Origin of the sequence: Flavobacterium sp. CG_9.10 (assembly GCF_015752245.1) — a bacterium.
Classification (GTDB): Bacteria; Bacteroidota; Bacteroidia; order Flavobacteriales; family Flavobacteriaceae; genus Flavobacterium.
Genome location: NZ_JADOVD010000008.1, coordinates 88,015 through 110,947, shown reverse-complemented (window position 1 = coordinate 110,947; position 22,933 = coordinate 88,015). Strand labels below are relative to the sequence as shown.

The window sequence follows — 22,933 nt, the reverse complement described above, 5'->3', positions numbered from 1 at the left end:
TTACTATTTTTATAAAACATTTAAAACCTGCTCCTTTATTTTTTCCAATTCGTCTTTCATCTGAACGACTAACTTCTGCATTTGTGCATGGTTGGATTTAGAACCCATAGTGTTGATTTCACGTCCCATTTCTTGGGTGATGAAACCTAATTTTCTTCCGTTGGCTTCCGTTCCGTTGATGGTTTCCAAGAAATAATCCAGGTGATTGGTCAATCGCACTTTTTCTTCGGTGATGTCTAATTTCTCTAAATAATAAATCAATTCCTGCTCAAAACGATTTTCATCTACATTCACTTTAAGTTCTGAGATTGCAGTTTGCAAACGGTCTTTTATCGCTTGAACGCGTTCTGGATCAAGAGCTAAAGCTTCCGTCATATATTGACGAATGTTGCCAATTCGCAATTGAAATTCTTTTTCTAATGACATTCCTTCATCTCTTCTAAAAGTCAAGATGTTTTGCAACGCTTCTTCGATAACGGTTTGGATTTGTATCCAATCGTTTTCATCGATTTCATCACGTTCTATTTTCATGGTATCCGGCATGCGAATTGCCATTTTCATCAATTCGGTTTCATCAGCGTCAGCATATACCTCTCTCAACTGATTGATATAGCCTTTAACAATTGGCACATTCACTTTCGTAGAAGTTTGTTCCGCGGTACTTTCGATAAAAATAGAAAAATCTACTTTTCCTCTTTCCAGTTTTAAGGCTATTTGGTTTCTTAAACTTAATTCCATTTCACGGTACAGTGAAGGCATCCGCACATTTAAATCCAAACCTTTACTGTTTAAGGATTTTACTTCTACCGTGATTTTTTTGGTTGGTAATTGCAAAGTTGCTTTCCCAAAACCCGTCATTGATTGTATCATATAATTTTCTAAAAGAGGTCAAAGATAATGAAAAGTATTCAGTGTTCAGTACTCAGTTTTCAGTCGCAGTCTCAGTTTTCACGTCCAGTATCCCCTCCTTCGTGGGGGACTGTGGGGAGGATACCAGATAAACTCCCGCGAATATTAAAACAGCCGAAACAATTTTCACCCAACTCAATTCGTCTTTGCCCAAGCTTATCGCAAAAATAGTTGCGAATAGCGGTTGTAAATAAATAAAAACGGCAACAGTCGTTGGTTTTAATTCTTTCATCGAAAGCAAATTGAGCAGATAGGTCAGAAAGGTAGAAAAAACTACTACGAATGCTATTTTCCAGCCAATAACTGTTGGGACTATTGCCCAATCTACAGCATCAAATTGGCTCCAGCCAAAAGGTAAAACCATAATAAATCCGAATAAATAAATCCATTTCACAAAGGTAAATGCATTGTATTTATCCATTAATTTCTTGACGATAATCAGGTAAAATCCATAGGAAATAGCGTTGACCAAAACCAGGAAATTTCCCAAACCTGCATTGGTGGCGCTGCCGATGGATTTTCCATAAAGAATAAGAAAAGCCGTTCCTATTAAGCCAAGAACGATTCCCAAAACCATACGGTTTTTCATGCGTTCTTTCATGATAATTGCCGAAAGCGCTAAAACAATCATTGGTGTTGAAACCATAATTACCGCAGCGCTAATAGGAGAAGTAAGGCTTAACCCTTTGAAAAAAGTAAGCATATTAAAAGCCACACCAAAGAATGCAGCGGCAATAATTCGAGGAAAATCATTGAGTGTTATTTTTTCTTTTGGCATAAAAAGCCAAACCAGCCAAAACAAAATCATGGAACCACCAGCACGTAATAGGATAAAGCCGTAGGCGTCAATATACAATGGCATCACATCTTTGGCGATAGTAAACGTAACGCCATAAATCAAGGAAACTAATGTGGCGCCAAGCAGCGCGAGATTTCTTCTTGACATTAACTCAAAGCTTTCGTTACCTGAAGCATATTTTGCTGGGTATTTCCAATGTAGATTTTATCGTTGATGATGAAAACGGGACGACTCAAAAACGTATAATGTTCCAGAATGTATTTTTTGTAATCATCTTCGGTCAAGGATTTATTTTTTAAATCCATCGATTTATAAAGGACTGCTTTTTTACTGAAAAGCGCTTCATAACTTCCAGAAAGCTCACGCATTTGTTCCAGCTCTTCCACAGTAATTGGATCTTGTTTGATGTCGTGAAACTTAAATTCATGTTCTTTCGGTAATGATTTTATAATTTTTCGACACGTATCGCAGGAAGCGAGATAATATATTTTATCCATAATAGAGTATGATTTCTTTGTGCAAAGAAAAATCATTTGATGCGGAAAATGATTATTTTTATCAAAAAATTCCAAATCATATAAAAATGAATCAAACATTCGATATTACCAGAACAAGTAGAAAAATCTTGTCCCAAATGTTGCAAAATTACACTTTGGAACAATTAAATAAAATACCGGAAGGATATAACAATAATCTCATCTGGAATATCGCCCACGTCGTTGTCGTGCAGCAAATGTTGACGTACAAATTATCGGGTTTGCCAATGATGATTTCGGACGAAATGGTAGAAAAATACAAAAAAGGAACCAAACCGGAACACATCGCTACTCAAGCCGAGGTAGATGAAATTCTATCGTTGCTTTCTCAAACAATCGACCAGACCGAAGCGGATTTCAGTAATGAATACTTCAAAAATTACAGTGAATATCCCACATCGACCGGTTTTGTTTTAAAAAGTGCTGCTGACGCTATGGCTTTTAACTATTTTCATGAAGGGCTACATATCGGGATTATAATGAGTCTTCGTAAGTTTATTTAGGGCTTTTATAGGGAGCTAATCCCGCTATTCATTGCAATCTCTCACCCGCAACCCTTTTTTTTCAAGGCATAAAAGGAGCTTCCTTTGGTCGCTCTTTTCTGTCAGAAAAAAAATAGAACTGTACGAAAGAGGATTTTCACTTTTATCGATTATAAGGGATTCATTATTTCCAAAATATTTATCCCCAAACGTGTCATTCTGACGAAGGAAGAATCTCCATTACGTGAGCAACTTGATGAGATTCCTCATTCTTCGGAATATAAAGCGAGAAAGAATGGTTTCCTCCGCAAAGTTTCCAACGTTGAAGATGTGATTTCAGTCTGAAACTATAAACCTAATTAAAGAAGAATGTATATTATGGCTAAAGGACCCGAAAAAAACACTAAAAATAAGGCTTTACATACCAAATTGCTCAATAGAAAAAAGTCTAAACTACAAGAAGAGAAAAAAGAAAAAGCAGCACGTTTGAAAGCTTTGGTTACAAAAATGAATCAGATAAAGAATAGTGACGAATCTGAGGCTATCTAAATCTCAAAATTTTTTTGATAATTAGTGAAGTTTTTGGTTAATAAAAACTTGACCTTGTTTTGATTGGCTGCCGTTACAATTTTAGTATTCTAAATTTTCGATTTCAATTTTTAAATTTTCTAAGTGACGCTTTAAAATAGCCCAAACTATCGAATTATCAATATTGTCATAAGCATGAACCAAACGATTACGAAAACCGATAATTTGATTGTCATTTTTAATTACAAATTCATTCTCAATCAATCTTAATTTATTGAGCGCTTCTCCAATAATTACCAGCTGTCTTTCAACGGCACTTTGAGTTTTTTGGTCTTTATCATACGCATTGAAATCAGTAATGTCAACAGTAAATTCGCGAATTAAGGTTATCGCCATTAAGACATCAGAAAGATACTTTTTGCTCTTTTCCGTCATAAAGTAAAATTTTTGTAGAGTCTATATTTTTTCTGAGAATTGGATTTTTAATGGATGAATTGGTCAATAAATCAACTTTTCTTTGGAAAAAATCTTCCAGTTTGTCCCATAGATTCATTAGGTTTTCGCCACGCTCAATAGGGTCTTCAGTGTCAATTTCGATTAATAAATCAATATCGCTGGATTCATCATTGAAATTTTCCGTCACAGCAGAGCCAAAAGCATAAATATTTTTAACATTATGGCTTTTGCATAAGGTTAAAAACTCAGCATATTTCAATTGTATTGCCTCTTTCATTTTCATATTGCTAAGTTACTTATTTTTTTGAGAATAAATTATTCGGTTTTCATTATTCCTATGTGACTCGTAAACCGTTATCTGTAACACAAAAATAATTTGTGCTAATCTGTGAAATCCGTGTTTAAAAACATTTATCTCTCATTATTTTCCCCGAAATTTGCCTCAAACTCCTTAAACACAAAACCCATGGAATTTGGTAGAATAATTATTTCAGAAACCGCGATGATTAGCGAAAACCCACAAGACGTAATCAACTCTAATATTTCGGTGATTAACTTAATGCGCGAGGAAAAAATTGACGATGATTTGATTCACGAGGATGCCTTGATGAGTTATTATTTAGATTATTATACTTCTCAATATACGGAAGGCAATTTTGCGCAGTTTGTATATAATTCTGGTTGGGATAAAGAATTAAATGAATTATTAGAAGAAGCTTTGGCATTAGTTGGTGCAGAAAAGCATCTGGAATTGTTCCAACAGCAATCCAAAAAAATTAAATTAATGAGCAGCGTAAAGCTGAATAAGTTTTTGAAAGGAAAATTAGATGGCGTAAATCCAACGCGAGATTTGCTCAACAACGATACTTTTTTTGAAATTGAAGAAAATATAGTTACTTTGAACGCTGATTTCTTAAAATCACATCCAGATTTCGAAGCTCTTTCCGTAGACGATATGTTTGCTGTCTTAGAAGAGTTTGTGGGGCATGAAATCAAAAGAGAATAGCAAATTTATTTTTTAAACACACAGAAACATAGTATTGAGTTTATTAAAAAGGCATTTCATTTTAGCTAGAATGCATAGCTATGTGAAAATGAAATGCTATCAAATTCTTCTCGCTCTTAATTTTTCTATGATTCTATGTGTTTAAAAAAAGCCCAATGCATTTGAATTAGGATATTCTCCTTTTCCTTAAAACTTTGTCTTATAAGTCCCAAACATTTCCTTAAATTTGCTTCCATTATTATATAAGTTAGCGTTAAAAAAATCAACTATGTTACAAATCGCATTTATTAGAGAGAATCAAGAAAAAGTAATCACCGCTTTAGCAAAGAGAAACATCGATGCTACAAGTGTTGTTGAAGAAGTGGTACAACTGGATGAAAAACGTCGCGCTGCGCAAGTGGAGTTAGATGGAATTTTATCCGAATCTAATAAGTTATCCAAAGATATTGGCGAATTGATGAAAGCAGGAGAGAAATCAAAAGCCGCTATTTTAAAAGAAAAAACAGTTTTATTAAAAGAGAAAAGCAAGAAATTAGCCGAAACTGCTGATGTGCTTGCCGCAGAACTTTTAGAAAAATTATATACATTACCCAATCTTCCTGCGGATATTGTTCCAATAGGGAAAACGCCAGAGGAAAACCTAAACGTTTTTGAAGAAGGTGAAATTCCAGTTTTGCACGAATGCGCGCAACCGCATTGGGAATTGGTAAAAAAATACGACATCATCGATTTCGAATTGGGTGTAAAAATCACTGGTGCAGGATTTCCGGTTTATAAAGGAAAAGGGGCGAGATTACAACGCGCCTTGATCAATTATTTCTTGGATAAAAACACGGCAGCCGGTTATAATGAAGTTCAGGTTCCGCACATGGTAAACGAAGCCTCTGCTTATGGAACGGGACAATTGCCGGACAAAGAAGGACAAATGTACCATGATAAAACCGATGATTTATACTTAATCCCAACGGCCGAGGTTCCAGTAACCAACTTATTTCGTGATGTCATTTTAAACGAAAATGAGTTACCTGTTTTAACTACGGCTTACACGCCATGTTTCCGTCGTGAAGCGGGTTCGTACGGTGCGCATGTACGTGGATTAAACCGTTTGCATCAATTTGATAAAGTCGAAATCGTTCGTGTAGAACATCCTGATAAATCGTATGAAGCTTTAGACGGAATGGTAGAACATGTAAAAAGTATTTTGCAGGAATTGAAATTACCGTACCGTATTTTGCGTCTTTGTGGTGGCGATATGGGGTTCACATCAGCATTGACGTATGATTTCGAAGTTTTCTCAACGGCACAAGATCGTTGGTTAGAGATCAGTTCGGTTTCTAATTTTGAAACTTTTCAAGCGAATCGTTTGAAATTGCGTTTCAAAGACAAAGACGGAAAAAACCAATTGGCACACACCCTTAACGGAAGTGCATTGGCTTTGCCAAGAGTTTTGGCGGGAATTTTAGAAAATTACCAAACTCCAGAAGGGATTGTAATTCCTGAGGTTTTACGTCCGTATTGTGGGTTTGATATTATAGACTAACTAGTGTTCAGTCCTCAGTGATCGGTGTTCAGTTAGCTTTTTGGACAACACACCGTTTGGCAAACTGAACACTGAATACTGAACACTTTTAACATGAAGCACTTTTTTCTCTATATCAATTTATTTTTCTCACTATTTGCTTTCGCCCAAAACGAGCAATTGGCGCAGTATTATTATGACAAAGGTGATTTTGAAAAAGCTAAAATTAGCTATGAGGAATTACTGCAAAATGTACCTCAAAACACCCAATATTTTCTCAGAACGGTAGACTGTTATCAGCAGTTACAACAATTTGATGTTGCTGAGAGAGCAATTCAGTCGAGATTTGATAAATACAAGCAAGGAAATCTTCTGGTGGAATTAGGCTATAATTTTCAATTGCAAAAAAATGAGGCCAAAGCCAAAAATTACTACGATCAGGCACTGGAACGCATTAAGGGAAATCCAAACGAGGTTTATGGTATTGCGAGCTCTTTTGAGAGAAAAGTGTTGCTGGAATATGCTTTGAAATCCTATCAAAGCGCTTCTCAATTAGACCCAAATTTTAATTTTAATTATCAAGTAGCACTGCTCTACGGACAATTGGGTAATACTGAAATGATGATTGCGACATTTTTGAATGAAGCGTCTGCAAATCCTCAGAATTCGATAATGATCCAGAATCAATTGGCTCGTTTTATGGTTGATGAGGGAGACGCCAACTTTAATGAAACCTTGCGAAAGGCACTAATTATAAGGGCTCAAAAAAACCAAGATATTTTTTGGAATCGTTATTTAAGCTGGTATTATGTGCAGCAAAAAGAATTTGAAAAAGCCTTTATTCAAGAAAAAGCCATTTATAAACGCGATCCGGAATCACTTTCTAACATCGTGAATTTGGGACAGCTTGCCATAGAAGAAGATAATCAAGAAGCGGCTAAGGAAATACTGGGTTTTGTTTTGGAAAACACCAAAGAATTGGAACTTCTGGTGCAAGCAAATTCCTATTTGATGAAGATGAAAATAGAGAAAGCTAAGGAAAAAGATTTTGCCACCATCAATACAGAATTAGTCGGTTTGTTGAAACAATATGAAATAAGTCCTTTTACCTTATCTTTGCAGCTAATTCAAGCCCATTTTGTTGCTTTTAATTTAAAAAAACCGGAAGATGGGAAGGCAATAGTTAAAAAAGCCCTCGAATTGCAATTGGACGATTATCAAGTGGCTGAAGCCAAAATGGAATTGGCGGATATTTTGCTTTACGAAGAAAAATTTAATCAAGCGTTGATTTATTATTCGCAGATAGAATTGGATTTAAAAAATGATGTGGTGGCTCATGAAGCAAGTTTGAAATCGGCTAAAACGAGTTATTTCAAAACTGATTTTGCCTGGGCATTGAAACAATTCAAGGAATTAAAATCGGCGAATACACAGTTGATTGCCAATGATGCTTTGGAATATTTTCTTCTAATAAATGACAATACGGTTGCCGATTCAACACAAACGGCATTGAAACAATTTGCAAAAGGCGATTATCTTTTATATCAAAATAGAAATCAGGAAGCGGTGACTCAATTCCAGTTGATATTGAAGAATTATAAGGGACAGGAAATTGAGGCGGTAACCTTGTTGCGTTTAGGAAAGGTTTATGAAAAACTGGGAGATTTTAATTTGGCTTTAAGCCAATACCAAAATATTATAGACCATCACAGCGACGGAATTTATATTGATGAAGCATTGTTTTTTTCGGCAGAAATTTATAACAAGCAATTGAAGTTGCCCGAAAAGGCAAAGCCATTATACGAAAAGATAATTTTCAATCATCAGGACAGTATTTATTTTGTTGATGCCAGAAAGACATTCAGGCAATTGCGAGGCGATACGAATCTTTAAAGAAGATTTTAGATTAACGATTTTAGATTGCAGATTTAGAAAGAAAGAAAAATCAGTAATCTATTTTAAATTTATAATACAAAACATAATATGATAATATACAACGTTACCACAAACATACATGAAAGCGTTCACGATCAATGGATGATTTGGATGCAACACAAACACATTCCTGAAATTTTGGCTACGGGGAAATTCTCATCGGCAAGAATGGTTCGGGTTTTAATTGAAGAAGAAATGGGAGGATTAACCTATTCCGTTCAATACACCACGGATAGCAAGGAAACCTTGGAGAAATATTACCAAGAAGATGCACCTAGATTTCGTGAAGAAGGATTGAAATTATTTGGAGACAAAATGCTTGCTTTTAGAACGGAGCTGGAGTTGATTTCGGATTATTAGAGACATTGCGAGGAACGAAGCAATCACATTCAGTTTATCATATTGAATCACAATCTTGAATTCTCAATTTGCAATTTTAAGATGGGGTTGTAAAAATAGTTATAATTGGAGATCACAATTTGGGAGTTCCAAATAAAAAAAATACATAAAAAACACTTTGCACCTTTGTTTCCGAAACTTTGGAATTCATGGCAAAAAAGAAAGATACTGAAATAAATTCAGCATAAAAATGGAAAAAGTAAAAGCCAAAAAACACCTCGGACAACATTTCTTGAAAGATGAAAGCATCGCAAAAGACATTGCCGACACTTTGAATCTAGAAGGATACGATGATATATTAGAAATAGGACCGGGAATGGGTGTTTTGACGAAATATTTATTGGACAAGCCAATCAATACATACGTTATAGAAATCGATCCGGAATCAGTGACTTATTTGGATGAAAATTATCCAAAATTAAAGGATAAAATCATTTCTAAAGATTTCTTGAAATACAACATCAACGAAATTTTTGAAGGAAAGCAATTCGCAATAATTGGGAATTTCCCTTATAACATTTCGACTCAAATTGTATTTAGAGCGTTGGAATATCGCAATCAAATTCCTGAATTTGCAGGGATGTTCCAGAAAGAAGTGGCGCAGCGTATTTGTGAAAAAAAGGGAACCAAAGCGTATGGGATTTTATCGGTTTTAGTGCAGGCATTTTATGACGCTGAATATTTATTTACGGTGGATGAAAATGTTTTTATACCGCCACCAAAAGTAAAATCAGGGGTTTTGCGTTTGCGTAGAAAGAAAGATTACAGTTTGCCTTGTGGCGAAAAATTATTTTTCACGGTGGTTAAAACTGCTTTTCAACAACGCAGAAAGACTTTGCGTAACAGTTTAAAAACCTTAAATTTGTCAGATAAACTGAGAGAAGACCCTGTTTTTGATCTTCGACCAGAACAACTTAATGTAGAACAGTTCATAGAACTTACCCAAAAAATAGAAGCCGATGGAGTTTAAAATCAGCAAAGAACTAATCCATGAATTGGAGCAACTTATTGTAAGTAAAAACGACAAGCAATTGGAGGTTTTACTGAATGATATGCACCACGCTGATATTGCCGAAATTCTGGACGAGCTTGATTTTGACGAAGCGACTTATATTTTTAAAGTATTAGACAGTGATAAAACCGCCGAAATTCTTCTTGAATTAGAAGATGATTTGCGTGAAAATATCCTAAGCAGGCTTTCGCCAAAGGAAATTGCTGAAGAGCTGGATGAATTAGAGACGAATGATGCGGCAGATATTATCGCAGAGCTTTCGAAAGATTTGAAAGCAGAGGTAATATCAGAACTTCTAGATGTTGAGCATGCCAAGGATATTGTTGATTTGCTTCGTTATAAAGAAGACACCGCTGGTGGAATCATGCACAAGGAAATGGTTAAGGTCAATGAAAATTGGAATGTCCTTACTTGTGTAAAAGAAATGCGTATTCAGGCCGAAAATATCTCCAGAGTGCATTCTATTTATGTGATAGATGATGAAAATAGGTTAAAAGGACGTTTGTCGCTCAAGGATTTATTGACGACGTCAACAAAAACGCCTATTAATGATATTTATATTCGAAAGCTAAACTCAGTAAATGTAGATACTGAAGATATAGAGGTTGCCCGAATCATGCAGAAATACGATTTAGAAGCGATTCCTGTGGTTGATGAACTGGGGCGACTTGTTGGTCGAATTACGATTGATGATATTATAGATGTAATCAAGGACGAAGCCGATAAAGATTACCAATTGGCTGCGGGTATTACCCAGGATGTTGAAACGAATGACAGTATTTACGAGCATACTAAAGCGCGTTTGCCTTGGTTGTTGATGGGTATGTTAATTGAGCTGATAGCATCTTATGTTATAAAAGGTAATGAAGCGACTTCTCAAAAATTTTACACACTTATTATTTTTATGCCTTTGCTATCGGCAACGGCTGGAAATATTGGGGTTCAAGCATCGGCAATTATTGTTCAAGGTTTGGCTAATGGTACATTGAAAGAATTTAGTCGTAGTTATTTTAGTAAGGAAATAGCCGTTGCCATGATTTCCGGAACTATAATCGCTATGATGGTTTTGGGCTATCATACGTTTATGTACGGGCAGTTTCAAGTAGGAATGGCAATATCAATATCGATAGTGGTAGTCATTTTATTTGCAGCAATTTTAGGAACCTTGGTGCCTCTTTTTCTGCATAAAAATAACATTGATCCCGCTATTGCCACAGGGCCATTTATCACAACAACAAATGATGTATTTGGAATTATGATTTACTTCGGAATTGCAAATCTGATTTTAGGATTTTAATTTTAGAAAAAACCGAATGAATAACCACCATTCGAGCTATTAAATAACCACAACAACTAAAAATAAAATGAAAATTCACATAATTGGCGGAGGTAACCTAGGTGTCGCTATTGCAAAAGGATTGTCGAAATTTTCGCAAGGAAATCAAATCACCATAACCCGAAGAAATACAACGAGCATTCTTTATTTGGATAAATTAGGCGTTACAGTTTCGTCTGATAATAAACATGAAATTCAAGATGCAGATATTATTATTCTTACCATAAAACCGTACCAAGTAGATACCGTTTTAGCAGAAATCCTTCCTGTGATTAGAAATAAAGTAATCGCTTCGGCGGTGAGTGGATTGTCTATCGAAAATTTACAAAATAAGATAGGTGCTTCGAATAGTGCTATCCGAATCATGCCGAATATCGCATCGCAATTTGGCGCATCGGCAACTTGTATTGCTTTCCATGAAAAAGACAAAGCGAAAGCGCAAAACGTGGTAGCTCTTTTCCAAGATTTAGGAACCGCTCCTATTATTGACGAGAAATTAATGGATGCGGCAACGGTTCTTGCGGCCAGCGGAACGGCTTTTGCCTTGCGTTACATTCGGGCGTCGATGCAAGCCGGAATCGAAATAGGATTTGACTGGCAAACTGCACTAGCTATTTCAGCACAAACCGTAAAAGGAGCTGCCGAAATGATTATGGAAGAACAAATTCACCCAGAACAATTAATTGATCGTGTCACCACGCCACAAGGCTGTACCATCGCGGGATTGAACGAAATGGAAATGCATGGATTCAGTTCGTCCTTGATACGAGGAATCAAAACTTCTTTGAAGCAAATAAAAGGATAGTTTCAAATTCTGAATCATTGAAATGTTTTATTTTTCGAAACCGATTAAGAAGTTTATTTAAAAATAATTAACGTAGTCTATTTTGTACAAGGACACTGATTTATATGTAGTTAGTCGAAAAAAAATGGATTTTTTTTGTATATTAAGACCGATTATACGTAATTTTGTATAGCAATCCAAATCTACTGTTTTTACCTAGTAATGTGTTAAATTAAGTCTAACGATTAATAAACATTATTATGAAAAAGTTATTTTACAATTTTTACGACAAAATTTCAATTTTTTTATTCGGAGGCAAAAAGGTGTTGCCGTTTTAACTGAAAACTGTAATTTTTAAAAAAAACGTATGAAAAAACAGTACTTTACACAAATTGTTTAATAAGAAACCCATTTCTAATTTTTTAATTTAGAAATGGGTTTTTTTATTTTCCTCGACATGGAATTGCAACTAGCCATAGTATATTCATTTTTGGCGACTGTGTAAAATTTTTTAGAGATAGTGAAGCTTTTAAAAGAATTGTGGTTTTTTATTACGTAATCTCCTTTTTGTTTTTTCTCGATTTTTTTAAAGTAAATTTTAACCAAAAGAAACCAACTAATCCAGAAATAACTGAAGCAATAAGAATGGCAATTTTCGAGAATGGAATTACTTCTTCACCTTCATTTTTGAAAGCAAGCAAGGTTATGAAAATTGACATTGTGAAACCTATTCCCCCCAAAATTCCTGCGCCTAGAATGTTTTTCCATTTTAAGTCATCAGGTAATGCACAAATTCCTATACTAACAGCTAAGAATGAAAAAAGCCAAATCCCTAATGGCTTTCCTATCACTAATCCTAATATGATACCGATGGTATTGGGATGATTGAGCCCTTCTTGCCAGTTTGAGCTAATAGCGATGCAAGTATTGGACATTGCAAATAAAGGTAATATTATAAAAGCTACAGGTTTGTGTAAAAAGTGCTGTAGTTTATAGGACGATGTTTTTTTTTCTCCGCCGCCAAACGGAATGACAAATGCCAATAGTACTCCTGTTATAGTAGCATGAACTCCTGAATTAAGCATGAAATACCACATTAAAGCTCCTCCAAGGAGGTAAGGAATTAAATTATGAACTTTCTTTCGGTTTAGCATAAATAAAATACCCATGACAACGAAAGCAAAAAATAAATTGACGAAGACAATTGTCTTTGTATAAAATATGGCAATGACGATGATAGCTCCTAAATCATCTATTACAGCAAGAGCGGTCAAAAATACTTTTAACGATTTCGGAACCCGACTTCCTAAAAGAGATAAAATTCCAATCGCAAAAGCAATGTCGGTCGCCATTGGGATTCCTGCACCATTTTGTGTATCTGTTCCAAAATTTAATAATAAAAAGATTCCGGCCGGAATAATCATTCCTCCTAACGCAGCAAAAATTGGTAATGCCGCGTTTTTAATACTAGATAATTCCCCTTTGTAAATTTCGCGCTCTAATTCTAAGCCTATTAACAGAAAAAAGATGGTCATTAGTCCATCATTAATCCAATGACTAATCGAGTGGTGGTTAACTTGCGTTTTCCAAAAGGCAATATATTGAGTATGTATTGGGGAATTTGCGAGATATAGCGAGAGAATCGTCACAAAGAGCAAAAGGAGTCCTCCTGCTTTCTCACTATTGAAAAAGGCCTTAAAAGGTTTCGATAATTTCATTTTGGATTATATTTGTAATAAATTGCTTCAGTAAGTAGCAAATTCTTAAGGATACAAATTTACAACTTTTTTACGGAATCTTTTTTCTTAAAATAAAATACCATCTTTTTTTTGTTAATTTTGGATAGCAAAAACAATAATTATTTATGGTTATCAAAATACTTCATATCGATAGCAATCATCCTATTCTTATGGAACAATTGCAGCAAGCGGGGTTTACAAACCACGAAGATTTTTCATCCTCAAAAGAAGAAATCGAAGCTAAAATTCAGGATTATCAGGGAATTGTAATTCGGAGCCGATTTAATATTGATAGAACATTTCTAGACAAAGCGACAAATTTGCAATTCATTGCGCGTGTTGGAGCAGGACTGGAAAGTATTGATTGTGACTATGCGTTGTCAAAAAACGTTGAACTTATTGCCGCACCCGAAGGCAATAGAAATGCAGTTGCCGAACATACTTTGGGTATGATTTTGTCGCTTTTTAATAAATTGAACCAAGCAAATCAGGAGATACGATCCGGCCATTGGAACAGAGAAAGTAATCGGGGTCATGAGCTGGACGGTAAAACCGTTGGGATTATTGGCTACGGAAATATGGGAAAATGGTTTGCCAAAAAACTTCGCGGTTTTGATGTTGAGGTATTATGTTATGATATTCTGGAAAATGTGGGCGATAACAATGCCAAGCAGGTTTCTTTAGAAGAATTGCAATTAAAAGCGGATGTGCTGAGTTTACATATTCCGTGGACACCACAAACTGATAAAATGGTAAATGAGGAATTTATCAACGCTTTTGCAAAATCATTTTGGATTATAAATACGTCTCGAGGCAAAAACATTGTGACGGCTGATTTAGTTGCGGCAATGCAATCCGGGAAAATTCTTGGCGCTGGTTTGGATGTATTGGAATACGAGAAATTATCTTTTGAAACGCTGTTCCATGATGGGAATACTCCGGAAGCATTTCAATATTTGTTGCATGCCAAGAATGTGATTCTGACGCCACATATTGCCGGTTGGACATTCGAAAGCCATGAAAGATTGGCACAGGTAATTGTCGACAAAATTAAATCTGTTTATTTTGGTCAAGCCAAAATATAAGTTGTGTAGGATTAAATTTATTTACAGTCAATGTAACATTTTTGTTGAAATAGAGTCTTATGATTTTGGATATCGAAGGAAACAAAATCGAACTTTGGGAGCCAATTGACAATGCATTATAATAATTTAAATCAACTGTTATTAACTAAACCAACTATATAACTATCAACTAATGGAAAATTCAAAACAAGAAGCATGGAATAATCCCCAGCCAGTTTACCGGGATAATAAAAAATTACCAGCCGGTATTTTGGCCATACTTTTAGGTCCATTCGGTATTCATAAATTTCTTTTAGGCTATACGTCGGAAGGAATAATATGGTTAATCATCAGTCTTTGTACCTGTGGAACGGTAACCGCTATATTAGGTCTTATTGAAGGAGTAATATATTTAACAAAATCAGACGAAGAGTTTTACCAGACCTATCAGGTTGGTAAAAAAGGCTGGTTTTAAAACATAAAAAAAATCCCGTTTGCCCAGCAAACGGGATTTTTGTCTTTTATAAAATTTGGATATTATTCCAATTCTTCATTTTCGGCTTCTTCTTTTTCATTTAATTTTCGCTCCAGTTCTGCTTGAAATTCTTCCATAACAGGTTTCATGGTGCTTTCCGGAATATCGGCAATCCGAATATACATCAAACCATCAACGGCATTGTTGAATAAAGGATCCACATTGAAAGCGACTACTCTCGCGTTTTGTTTAATGTATTTTTTAATCAAAACCGGCAAACGTAAACTTCCTGGCTCCAGTTCATCAATGATTTTGTCAAATTTATTCAAATCAGATTCGGCCTCATCAAAAATAAAATCTTTATCGGCATCTTTCAGTTTTACCTTAAATGCTTTTTTGGGATGGATGTATTGTGCGATATATGGATCGTAATAATTTGATTTCATAAATTCAATCATCAGCGATTTCGAAAAATCAGAGAATTGATTGCTAATACTCACGCCGCCGAGCAGGAATTTATGCTCAGGATACCGAAGTGTGGTGTGAATGATTCCTTTCCACAACAAGAAAAGGGGCATTGGTTTTTGTTGGTACTCTTTAACGATGAAGGCACGACCCATTTCAATCGATTTGTGCATCATATCGTGCAATTCTGGTTCAAATCGGAAAAGGTCGTTCAGGTAAAAACCGTCCATTCCATATTTTGGATAAATTTCAGAACCCAACCCCATTCTATAAGCGCCGGCAACTTTTTTGGCATCATCATCCCATAAAAACATATGGTGATAGTACTTGTCAAATTTGTCAAGATCTATAGATTCATTGGTTCCTTCTCCTACTTCTCTAAAAGTAATTTCTCGTAATCGACCAATTTCGTGCAGTACATTTGGAATTTTATTGGCTTCGGTAAAAAAGACTTCATAATTTTTACTCTGTAAAAGTCGGCAATCATGGTCTCTTAAAAAGTCCACTTCGGAAATCATTTTTTGTTGATTAGCCGGTGTTGCGATTGTCTTTGGACTTTTCGGAATTTTTAAAGTTGGAGTATTCAATAGTTTACTTTCTTTTTCGAAAGGATTCGCTAACATGTAGGTTTTCTTCCTCAAAAATTCAGAGTATTCCTCTATAGTTTTATATTCGTTTTGTTCGTTTACTGAAATTGGTTTTCCTATACGAACTTTTATTACGCGTCGCTTTTGACTGAATACTTCCGAAGGTAATTTGGCAGTTCGCAAAGTTCCACTGATTTTCGAAAGCAAATAAAACAACCTGCTGTTTTTGGCATGAAAATAAATAGGGACAACGGGCACTTGTGCTTTGCGGATTACTTTAATGGCGCCTTCTTCCCATGCTTTGTCTACAACTAATTTTCCGTCTTTATAGGTAGAAACTTCTCCTGCAGGAAACATCCCCAAAGGTTTTCCGTCACTTAAATGACGCAATGTTTCTTTGATCCCAACGACACTCGATTTTGCATCTTTGTGGTTTTCGAATGGATTTACCGGCATGATGTATTTCTTCAGTGGCTCAATTCGATGTAAAAGAAAATTAGCAATAATCTTGAAATTAGGTTCTCTTTCGAGCATTAATTTCAACAACAAAACACCATCAATCCCTCCCAAAGGGTGGTTAGAAATGGTAATATAAGCACCTTCTTTGGGTAAACGTTTTAGGTCTTCTTCCGGAATTTCGAATTTTATTTGTAAATCATCTAATATGCCATTTAAAAAGGCAACATCCTTCAAGTGTTTATTTCGGTCGTATACGGTGTTTAACGTAGAAATTTTTAGAACCTTCATAAGCAACCAGCCTGAAAAAGTACCTAAAACTCCGTACTTGTCAGTATTTATTGCCTTCGCAACTTCTTTAGCGGTAACTAGACCCATGTAATTTATTGTTTTTAGAGCAAGAAACAAAGATAGCAAAAAACTCCATTTTCTTTGTTTTTCTGAATCAAACTTATACTTTTTTATTACTTTTGGAACACAAAAATAAAATTAATGAGAATTATTTCCTATAACGTCAACGGAATCAGAGCCGCCATTTCAAAAGGGTTTATCGACTGGTTGCAACTCGCAAATCCAGATATTATTTGTCTGCAGGAAATCAAAGCGACCGAAGACCAAATCCCGGTAGATGCTATTACAAAAGCAGGCTATCCGTATCAGTATTATTACTCAGCGACCAAAAAAGGATATAGCGGTGTGGCTATACTTTCTAAAATTAAACCCAACAACGTGGTTCATGGAACTGGAATTCACCACATGGATTTTGAAGGTAGAAACCTCCGTGCTGATTTTGATGCGTTTTCTGTAATGAGTTTGTACTTACCATCCGGAACAAATATAGATCGATTGGATCATAAATTCATGTTCATGGATGATTTTCAAAATTATATTACCGAATTGAAAAAAGAAATCCCAAATCTTGTTATCTGCGGCGATTACAACATTTGCCACGAAGCAATCGATATTCACGATCCAGTCCGAAACAAAAATGTTTCCGGATTTTTGCCGCAGGAAAGATCGTGGCTCGATGGATTTATGAAGTCTGGATTTGTAGATAGTTTCCGTCATTTCAACAGCGAGCCGCATCAGTATTCTTGGTGGAGTTACCGCGCCGGAGCAAGAGGCAACAACAAAGGATGGCGTATTGATTACAATTTAGTCAGCGATTCCTTAAAACATAAACTCAAAAGAGCCGTTATTTTATCAGATGCTGTGCACTCAGATCATTGCCCTATTTTGGTAGAAATCGAGTAGTAGTTTGTGCTGAATTTATAGCAGTATTTGGAGCTGTTTCCTGCTATTCGCTATATCTTTTCTTGTCTTGTCTCGTTCCAAAAAACGAGACAAGACAAGAAAAGGATGTCGCTTCTATCAGGGCTACTTAATCCCATTATAATTCAAGTTTTGAATTCAAAATAAAAATAGAAATAACAATAAATAGAAACAAAAATGATAAAAAGAATTTCCACCGGATTGTTAATAGTAGCACTTTCAACTTCTTGTGTGTCCAAAAAAATATACAATGATTTAGAAAGTAAATTCGCCGATTTAAAGAAAGAAAACAGAAGCATATCGGATGAAAATGCCGATTTGTTAAAAGCAAAAAGTCAGTTGGAACTAGATGGTGAGACTTTAAAATCGGATTTAAATAAATCAAAATCAGAACTGGAAAAACTGAAAATGGATTATGCGTCCGCTCAAAATAAATTTAAGGTTTTACAAGATTCTTACGTTGCATTAGAGAAGAACAGTAGCGATGCTTTGCAAAGCAACATGAAGAAAAATCGCGATTTATTGGAACAATTGGAAGAGAAAGGCAAAGCATTGGCATTAGAACAAGAAAGTTTGAATAAAAGCGCACAACGTTTGCAAGAATTAGAAAATTTGATTGCCGCCAAAGAAGCCAGCATGAAAAAACTAAAAGAAACGCTGTCAAAAGCCTTGAATAGTTTTGAAGGTAAAGGGTTGACAGTCGAACAAAAAAACGGAAAAGTGTATGTTTCCATGGAAAACAAATTACTTTTCAATTCAGGAAGTTGGGCAGTAGGTTCCGAAGGGAAAAAGGCGGTTATTGAAGTAGGAAAAGTATTGGGTGACAACCCTGATATTTCAGTGCTAATAGAAGGACATACGGATGATGATGCTTTTGCAGCTGCTGGTCCTATTACTGATAACTGGGATTTATCTACTAAAAGAGCTACTGCAATTGTTGCTATTTTAAGTGAAAACAAGAAAATCAACAAACAAAATCTTACCGCTGCCGGAAGAGGGGAATTCTCCCCTTTAGTAAGTAATGCAACTGCCGAAGGAAAAGCAAAAAATCGTAGAATCGAGATTATTCTCACCCCAAGATTAGATGAAATTTCTAAAATGTTGAATGAGATTAATTAAGGTTAAAATATCCAGTAATTATAAGTTTCACCATCAAATTAAGTATTGATTCTTAAAAAGCTTAATTTCTTAATGGTTTTAAAAAACCTTTTTTTAACCGCTAATACGCTAATTCTATCTTTCAATTGAGGGGTTTTTAATTCGCGAATTAGCGGTTATATTTTTCTTTAACATTCTGTAAACGTTTCTCAATTTTCTGTTAACAGTAAATCTAAACAGCAAACAAGTTTTATCTTTGTTTTCGAAAAAATAAAATACAATTTCCTTAAATATGAAATACACGACTTTACCGAATACCGCTATAAAAGTGAGTAAAATTTGCCTTGGCACGATGACTTTTGGACAACAAAATTCAGAAGCTGAAGGTCATGCGCAAATGGATTATGCATTCGAAAATGGAATCAATTTTTTTGACACTGCCGAGATGTATTCTGTTCCTGCACGTCAAGAAACTTACGGAAGTACCGAGAAAATTCTTGGAACTTGGTTCAAAAAATCAGGAAAAAGAGAGGAAATAGTTTTGGCTTCAAAAATTGCCGGACCAAATCCCAATTTCACCTACATGCGTGAAAAAAATGATTTCTCGCCTGCAAGTATCAAATTTGCTTTAGACCAAAGTTTGCAACGACTGCAAACAGATTATATCGATTTGTATCAATTGCATTGGCCGGAGCGCAAAACTAATTTTTTTGGACAACGCGGTTTCAAAGTGCAAGACGATGCCTGGGAAGATAATATTCATAACGTTCTGGAGACTTTAGATGGTTTCGTGAAAGAAGGAAAAATAAATCACATTGGACTTTCAAATGAAACTCCATGGGGAATCATGCGTTTTCTGGAAGAAAGTAAGTACAATAATTTGCCAAGAATTAAAACGGTTCAAAATCCTTATTCCTTATTGAATAGACTTTTTGAAAACGGTTCTGCCGAAGCTTGTTTAAGAGAAAACGTGGGTTTATTGGCGTATTCTCCAATGGCTTTTGGTGTTTTGTCCGGCAAATTTCTAACGGGTGAAAGTCATCCAGATGCCAGGATTAAATTGTTTCCGCAGTTCTCGCGATACAATAGCGAGCAATGTACGGAAGCAACAAGATTGTATCAGGAAATCGCAAAGAAAAACGGATTGACTTTAACCCAATTGTCATTAGCATTTATAGAGCAACAGCAGTTTGTGACCAGCACAATTATTGGAGCAACAACAATGGAGCAATTAATTGAAAATATTGATACTACTACGGTATCACTTTCGGAGGAAATTCTAAAAGCAATTGACGAAGTGCAGGCTATAATTCCAGATCCGGCACCATAAGGAAAACTAACCATACTATTTGTCATTCCGACGAATGAGGAATCTCAGCAATAGATTCCTCATTCGTCGGAATGAAAATATAGTGCTGTGAATTTCAAAAATTGACTTGGTGATTTATTGGGTTAAAGATCAAATTCTTCATCAACTGCTGTTGAATCTATTTTTAATTCTGTAGTTTCTTGCGCTCTTATTCTAATAAAAGATCTTGCCGGCCCGGAAATAATGATGCGTTGTGATTTATAAATAGTGTCATCAGTGCTCAAAAGTCCTCTTCTAAACATGATATTCGTTAAAAAAGATTCTTGTCTTGTGGCAAATTCTTTTAGCATTCCCTGATCATTAAACTGATACATGAATTTCTTTGGACTTGGAATAATTCGGGCAAGATATAAGCATTCATTTAGCGACAATTCAGATGGGCTTTTCTGGAAGTAAAACCGACTTGCTTCGCCTATTCCATAAACGTTTGGACCCCATTCAATAATATTAAAATACACTTCAAGCATGCGTTCTTTACTTGCGATTCTGTTGTTTTCAAGGATGTAAACCAGCAGTATTTCTTCGAGTTTGCGCGACAAAGTTTTTTCTCGGGTCAGAAAAACATTTTTCACTAACTGCATACTTATGGTACTGGCACCGCGTGAGAATTTTTTGGTTTTAATATTTTTTATAATGGATTGCTTGAACGCTTCATTGATAAAACCGTGATGCGAAAAGAACGAAGGATCCTCTGTCGTCAAAACACATTTTCTTAAATAAGGCGAAATTTGGTTTAAAGGAGTATAGTTTGAATTGGCTGAGCCAACTAAAATAGGACGTTGCAACATATCTTTTATTAGAGCGCGATAAATAAATTCGCCATTTAGCTTGTTGAGATTGGCTTCGCCATATTTAATAATTTTTAGATTTTCTTTGTTTATTTTGCTGTCAAAAACGAGTTGATCAGGTTTGTTTTTGTTGAAAGAAAAGTTCAAATTGTAATCAAAATTACCTTCGGCTTCCATTCCTTGAAAATGGGTAAACAAACCGTCAGGAAGCGAAGAGATGAAATCCTGTGCTTTCATCTTTGGAATAGCTACTTTGAGCTTGTAAACCGTATCTTTTTCGGTTTCATAAGCCACATAAGGATGGAATTTTATTTTGTTAAATTGAACGGTTGAGCTACTGTCAATCGAAATAAAATCAGAACCCAGCAAGAATCGGTAGTCAAAACGAGCGTTCTTAATTACTACATCTTTACTGGCAATTTTTGGATGGTTGATTTTTAAATTTTTAATGGAAGTGAAACCATCGATATGCAGTTTATCCCCATCTCGATCTATGTTTTGAATATTCAATCGAATGGAGTCAAAGCTCGATTTCAGGTTATAACGTTCATCAAAATAAGGGACTTTGATGGCGCCGGTATCAATATTGAAGAACCGAATGTCCGCTTTTTTATTTCTTGGATCAGCAAAACCTTTTATTTTCCATCTTTGGGTAAAAGTATTAGTTTGAACCTTTATTGAAGTTTCGAGTTCTTTATCGACCAATCGCAGTTTTTGAAAATTGATGGTCGCTTTTTTCCCGTTATCATCCAAGCGGAAAGAAAGATTTTCCAGACTCATGTCTGTCGGTACTAAATTCAGTGCTTTTGAGATAATTCGATAGGCAAACTCGGCATAATCTCGTTTGTCGTTGGATGTTTTTAAGTTCTTATCTTTTTTTAGAAAAGCTTCGAAATTTTTTACTTCGCCTTTTTTTACCAACTGAACATATCCATTTTTAATTTCTAAAGTTCCTAATTGAACATCACCAACTAATAAACGCCAGAAATTGATACTAGTTTTCAATTTTTGTATTTTAAAAAGCGTGTCGGCATTTCTTGGAACTAATGCTATTTCAGACATATTCACACCCGAAAACCCGTCAAAAGAAGCTTTTTTTACCGAAAAATCACTATCGTAATCTCGGCTTAATTTGGTGGTCGTTTTTGTGATTACCTGTTGTAAGAGAGACTTCCTAAAAACAAAAAAAGTAATAACCATAATTACAAAAAGCACAGCAAGAATTTTTACTGCTAGAATTATTTTTTGTTTTCCAGTCCTCATGAATAGTGGGTCATTTGATAGTAATCTCTTTGTTGTTTTATCGGTAAAGAAAAGGAAAAAAGGAGCAGTCGAATCTTTATCCGTTATTATTTATCACTTTTTTAAGTGTTTCGTACTATTTTAAGCATAAAAAAACCATAATGTTTGAATTATGGTTTTGTAAATTAAAATATCTCTTATTAATTAACCCAAAGTGCTGAAATTTATTTTGGAGTCACATAGAATTTCTTAACCTTGGCCACAATCTCATTTAAGGTCATTTTGTCTGCTGTTTCAACTGCTTTTAGTTTATGGGCAAATAATTTTTCATCTTGAATTTTTTGTTCGAGTCTTATTTTTGTTTCTGCTGGACCAAAGACGAAGAGTTCATCCGCTCCTTTCACATAGTCTAGCACTGATTTGACAAAAAAATCGATTTCTTGTTTTTTTCGGTTGTCAAATTTTGTTTCGCTGCTGCCATGATGAACGCCAGAAAAGGTTCCTTTGTTGCCTTCCTTGTCGTGGTAAACACGGTTTTCAACGTCAGAGTCTATTTCGGAAATCTTTTCATCTTTACCACCTTCAAGAGTTACAATAATTGCCTTTGAGGTGTCTATCCAAATGCCGGTTTGTCTTTTCATGTTTTTATATTTTTATAGTAAATAAATTATTTTAAA

General features: G+C 35.2%; 23 protein-coding genes. 14 read left to right on the top strand and 9 right to left on the bottom strand.

All coding sequences use genetic code 11. The features are described 5' to 3' along the window. Nucleotides 1–9: 9 nt before the first annotated feature. From IWX84_RS08685 to IWX84_RS08675, 3 genes are read right to left on the bottom strand one after another with little or no spacing between them, the layout of a single operon-like run. A complete protein-coding gene (locus IWX84_RS08685; RefSeq protein ID WP_196850349.1) occupies nt 10–870 on the bottom strand; it encodes a YicC/YloC family endoribonuclease in 861 nt (286 codons plus the stop codon). Nucleotides 871–922: 52 nt separating this feature from the next. Continuing rightward, entirely contained in the window at nt 923–1,855 is a 933-nt protein-coding gene (locus IWX84_RS08680; protein ID WP_196850348.1) for a DMT family transporter, read from the bottom strand. Then, nucleotides 1,855–2,205: an arsenate reductase family protein gene (locus IWX84_RS08675; RefSeq protein ID WP_196850347.1), complete on the bottom strand. Its 351-nt coding sequence runs from the start codon at nt 2,203–2,205 to the stop codon at nt 1,855–1,857. The genes IWX84_RS08680 and IWX84_RS08675 overlap by 1 nt, the downstream gene beginning before the upstream one ends. Nucleotides 2,206–2,291: 86 nt before the next feature. Between IWX84_RS08675 and IWX84_RS08670 the strand changes: the two genes are divergently transcribed. Then, nucleotides 2,292–2,747, top strand: coding sequence for a DinB family protein (locus IWX84_RS08670; RefSeq protein WP_196850346.1), 456 nt, complete (start codon nt 2,292–2,294; stop codon nt 2,745–2,747). A gap of 357 nt (nt 2,748–3,104) precedes the next feature. After that, complete coding sequence (locus tag IWX84_RS08665) at nt 3,105–3,275, top strand: hypothetical protein (protein WP_196850345.1); 171 nt, start codon at nt 3,105–3,107, stop codon at nt 3,273–3,275. 81 nt (nt 3,276–3,356) lie between these two features. Here the strand turns inward: IWX84_RS08665 and IWX84_RS08660 are convergent, their stop codons facing one another. Both IWX84_RS08660 and IWX84_RS08655 read right to left on the bottom strand, forming a co-directional pair. After that, nucleotides 3,357–3,689 carry a DUF86 domain-containing protein gene (locus IWX84_RS08660; protein ID WP_196850344.1) on the bottom strand — a complete coding sequence of 111 codons (333 nt, stop codon included), beginning with the start codon at nt 3,687–3,689 and terminating at the stop codon, nt 3,357–3,359. Next, nucleotides 3,658–3,987, bottom strand: coding sequence for a nucleotidyltransferase family protein (locus tag IWX84_RS08655; protein WP_196850343.1), 330 nt, complete (start codon nt 3,985–3,987; stop codon nt 3,658–3,660). The genes IWX84_RS08660 and IWX84_RS08655 overlap by 32 nt, the downstream gene beginning before the upstream one ends. 189 nt (nt 3,988–4,176) lie before the next feature. Between IWX84_RS08655 and IWX84_RS08650 the strand changes: the two genes are divergently transcribed. The 7 genes from IWX84_RS08650 (at nt 4,177) to proC (ending at nt 11,722) form a co-directional block, all read left to right on the top strand. Beyond that, nucleotides 4,177–4,716 (top strand): DUF4375 domain-containing protein, encoded by a 540-nt coding sequence (locus tag IWX84_RS08650; protein WP_196850342.1) that lies wholly within the window; start codon nt 4,177–4,179, stop codon nt 4,714–4,716. Nucleotides 4,717–4,984: 268 nt separating this feature from the next. After that, complete coding sequence (gene serS, locus IWX84_RS08645) at nt 4,985–6,256, top strand: serine--tRNA ligase (protein WP_196850341.1); 1,272 nt, start codon at nt 4,985–4,987, stop codon at nt 6,254–6,256. A gap of 93 nt (nt 6,257–6,349) precedes the next feature. Next, complete coding sequence (locus tag IWX84_RS08640; RefSeq protein WP_196850340.1) at nt 6,350–8,128, top strand: tetratricopeptide repeat protein; 1,779 nt, start codon at nt 6,350–6,352, stop codon at nt 8,126–8,128. Between the two features lie 90 nt (nt 8,129–8,218). After that, nucleotides 8,219–8,530: a DUF4286 family protein gene (locus IWX84_RS08635; protein WP_196850339.1), complete on the top strand. Its 312-nt coding sequence runs from the start codon at nt 8,219–8,221 to the stop codon at nt 8,528–8,530. A 229-nt stretch (nt 8,531–8,759) separates the two neighbouring features. Then, nucleotides 8,760–9,539, top strand: a complete 780-nt coding sequence (gene rsmA, locus IWX84_RS08630; RefSeq protein WP_196850338.1) for a 16S rRNA (adenine(1518)-N(6)/adenine(1519)-N(6))-dimethyltransferase RsmA — start codon at nt 8,760–8,762, stop codon at nt 9,537–9,539. Next, the gene (gene mgtE, locus IWX84_RS08625; RefSeq protein ID WP_196850337.1) at nt 9,529–10,878 is read left to right on the top strand and encodes a magnesium transporter; all 1,350 of its coding nucleotides are present in this window, start codon (nt 9,529–9,531) and stop codon (nt 10,876–10,878) included. Before rsmA ends, mgtE begins: the two co-directional genes overlap by 11 nt. Before the next feature lie 67 nt (nt 10,879–10,945). Beyond that, a complete protein-coding gene (gene proC, locus IWX84_RS08620; protein ID WP_196850336.1) occupies nt 10,946–11,722 on the top strand; it encodes a pyrroline-5-carboxylate reductase in 777 nt (258 codons plus the stop codon). 530 nt (nt 11,723–12,252) lie between these two features. Here proC and nhaA read toward each other — a convergent pair. After that, nucleotides 12,253–13,419, bottom strand: coding sequence for a Na+/H+ antiporter NhaA (gene nhaA / locus IWX84_RS08615; RefSeq protein WP_196850335.1), 1,167 nt, complete (start codon nt 13,417–13,419; stop codon nt 12,253–12,255). Between the two features lie 146 nt (nt 13,420–13,565). Between nhaA and IWX84_RS08610 the strand changes: the two genes are divergently transcribed. Together IWX84_RS08610 and IWX84_RS08605 are read left to right on the top strand one after the other, a co-directional pair. Beyond that, nucleotides 13,566–14,525, top strand: a complete 960-nt coding sequence (locus tag IWX84_RS08610; protein ID WP_196850334.1) for a 2-hydroxyacid dehydrogenase — start codon at nt 13,566–13,568, stop codon at nt 14,523–14,525. A gap of 172 nt (nt 14,526–14,697) precedes the next feature. Further along, entirely contained in the window at nt 14,698–14,979 is a 282-nt protein-coding gene (locus IWX84_RS08605) for a TM2 domain-containing protein (RefSeq protein ID WP_196850333.1), read from the top strand. A 62-nt stretch (nt 14,980–15,041) separates the two neighbouring features. Here the strand turns inward: IWX84_RS08605 and IWX84_RS08600 are convergent, their stop codons facing one another. After that, nucleotides 15,042–16,865 (bottom strand): GNAT family N-acyltransferase, encoded by a 1,824-nt coding sequence (locus tag IWX84_RS08600; RefSeq protein ID WP_196850332.1) that lies wholly within the window; start codon nt 16,863–16,865, stop codon nt 15,042–15,044. A gap of 114 nt (nt 16,866–16,979) precedes the next feature. Here IWX84_RS08600 and IWX84_RS08595 point away from each other — a divergent pair, with 114 nt between their 5' ends. From IWX84_RS08595 to IWX84_RS08585, 3 genes are all read left to right on the top strand, one after another. Then, the gene (locus tag IWX84_RS08595; protein ID WP_196850331.1) at nt 16,980–17,741 is read left to right on the top strand and encodes an exodeoxyribonuclease III; all 762 of its coding nucleotides are present in this window, start codon (nt 16,980–16,982) and stop codon (nt 17,739–17,741) included. Between the two features lie 195 nt (nt 17,742–17,936). Continuing rightward, complete coding sequence (locus IWX84_RS08590) at nt 17,937–18,878, top strand: flagellar motor protein MotB (protein WP_196850330.1); 942 nt, start codon at nt 17,937–17,939, stop codon at nt 18,876–18,878. A gap of 271 nt (nt 18,879–19,149) precedes the next feature. Beyond that, a complete protein-coding gene (locus tag IWX84_RS08585) occupies nt 19,150–20,187 on the top strand; it encodes an aldo/keto reductase (protein ID WP_196850329.1) in 1,038 nt (345 codons plus the stop codon). A gap of 122 nt (nt 20,188–20,309) precedes the next feature. On the opposite strand, the gene IWX84_RS08580 is transcribed toward IWX84_RS08585, so the two are convergent. Next, nucleotides 20,310–22,277, bottom strand: coding sequence for a transglycosylase domain-containing protein (locus tag IWX84_RS08580; protein ID WP_196850328.1), 1,968 nt, complete (start codon nt 22,275–22,277; stop codon nt 20,310–20,312). Between the two features lie 203 nt (nt 22,278–22,480). Then, nucleotides 22,481–22,897, bottom strand: a complete 417-nt coding sequence (locus IWX84_RS08575; RefSeq protein WP_196850327.1) for a hypothetical protein — start codon at nt 22,895–22,897, stop codon at nt 22,481–22,483. Between the last annotated feature and the right edge of the window lie 36 nt (nt 22,898–22,933).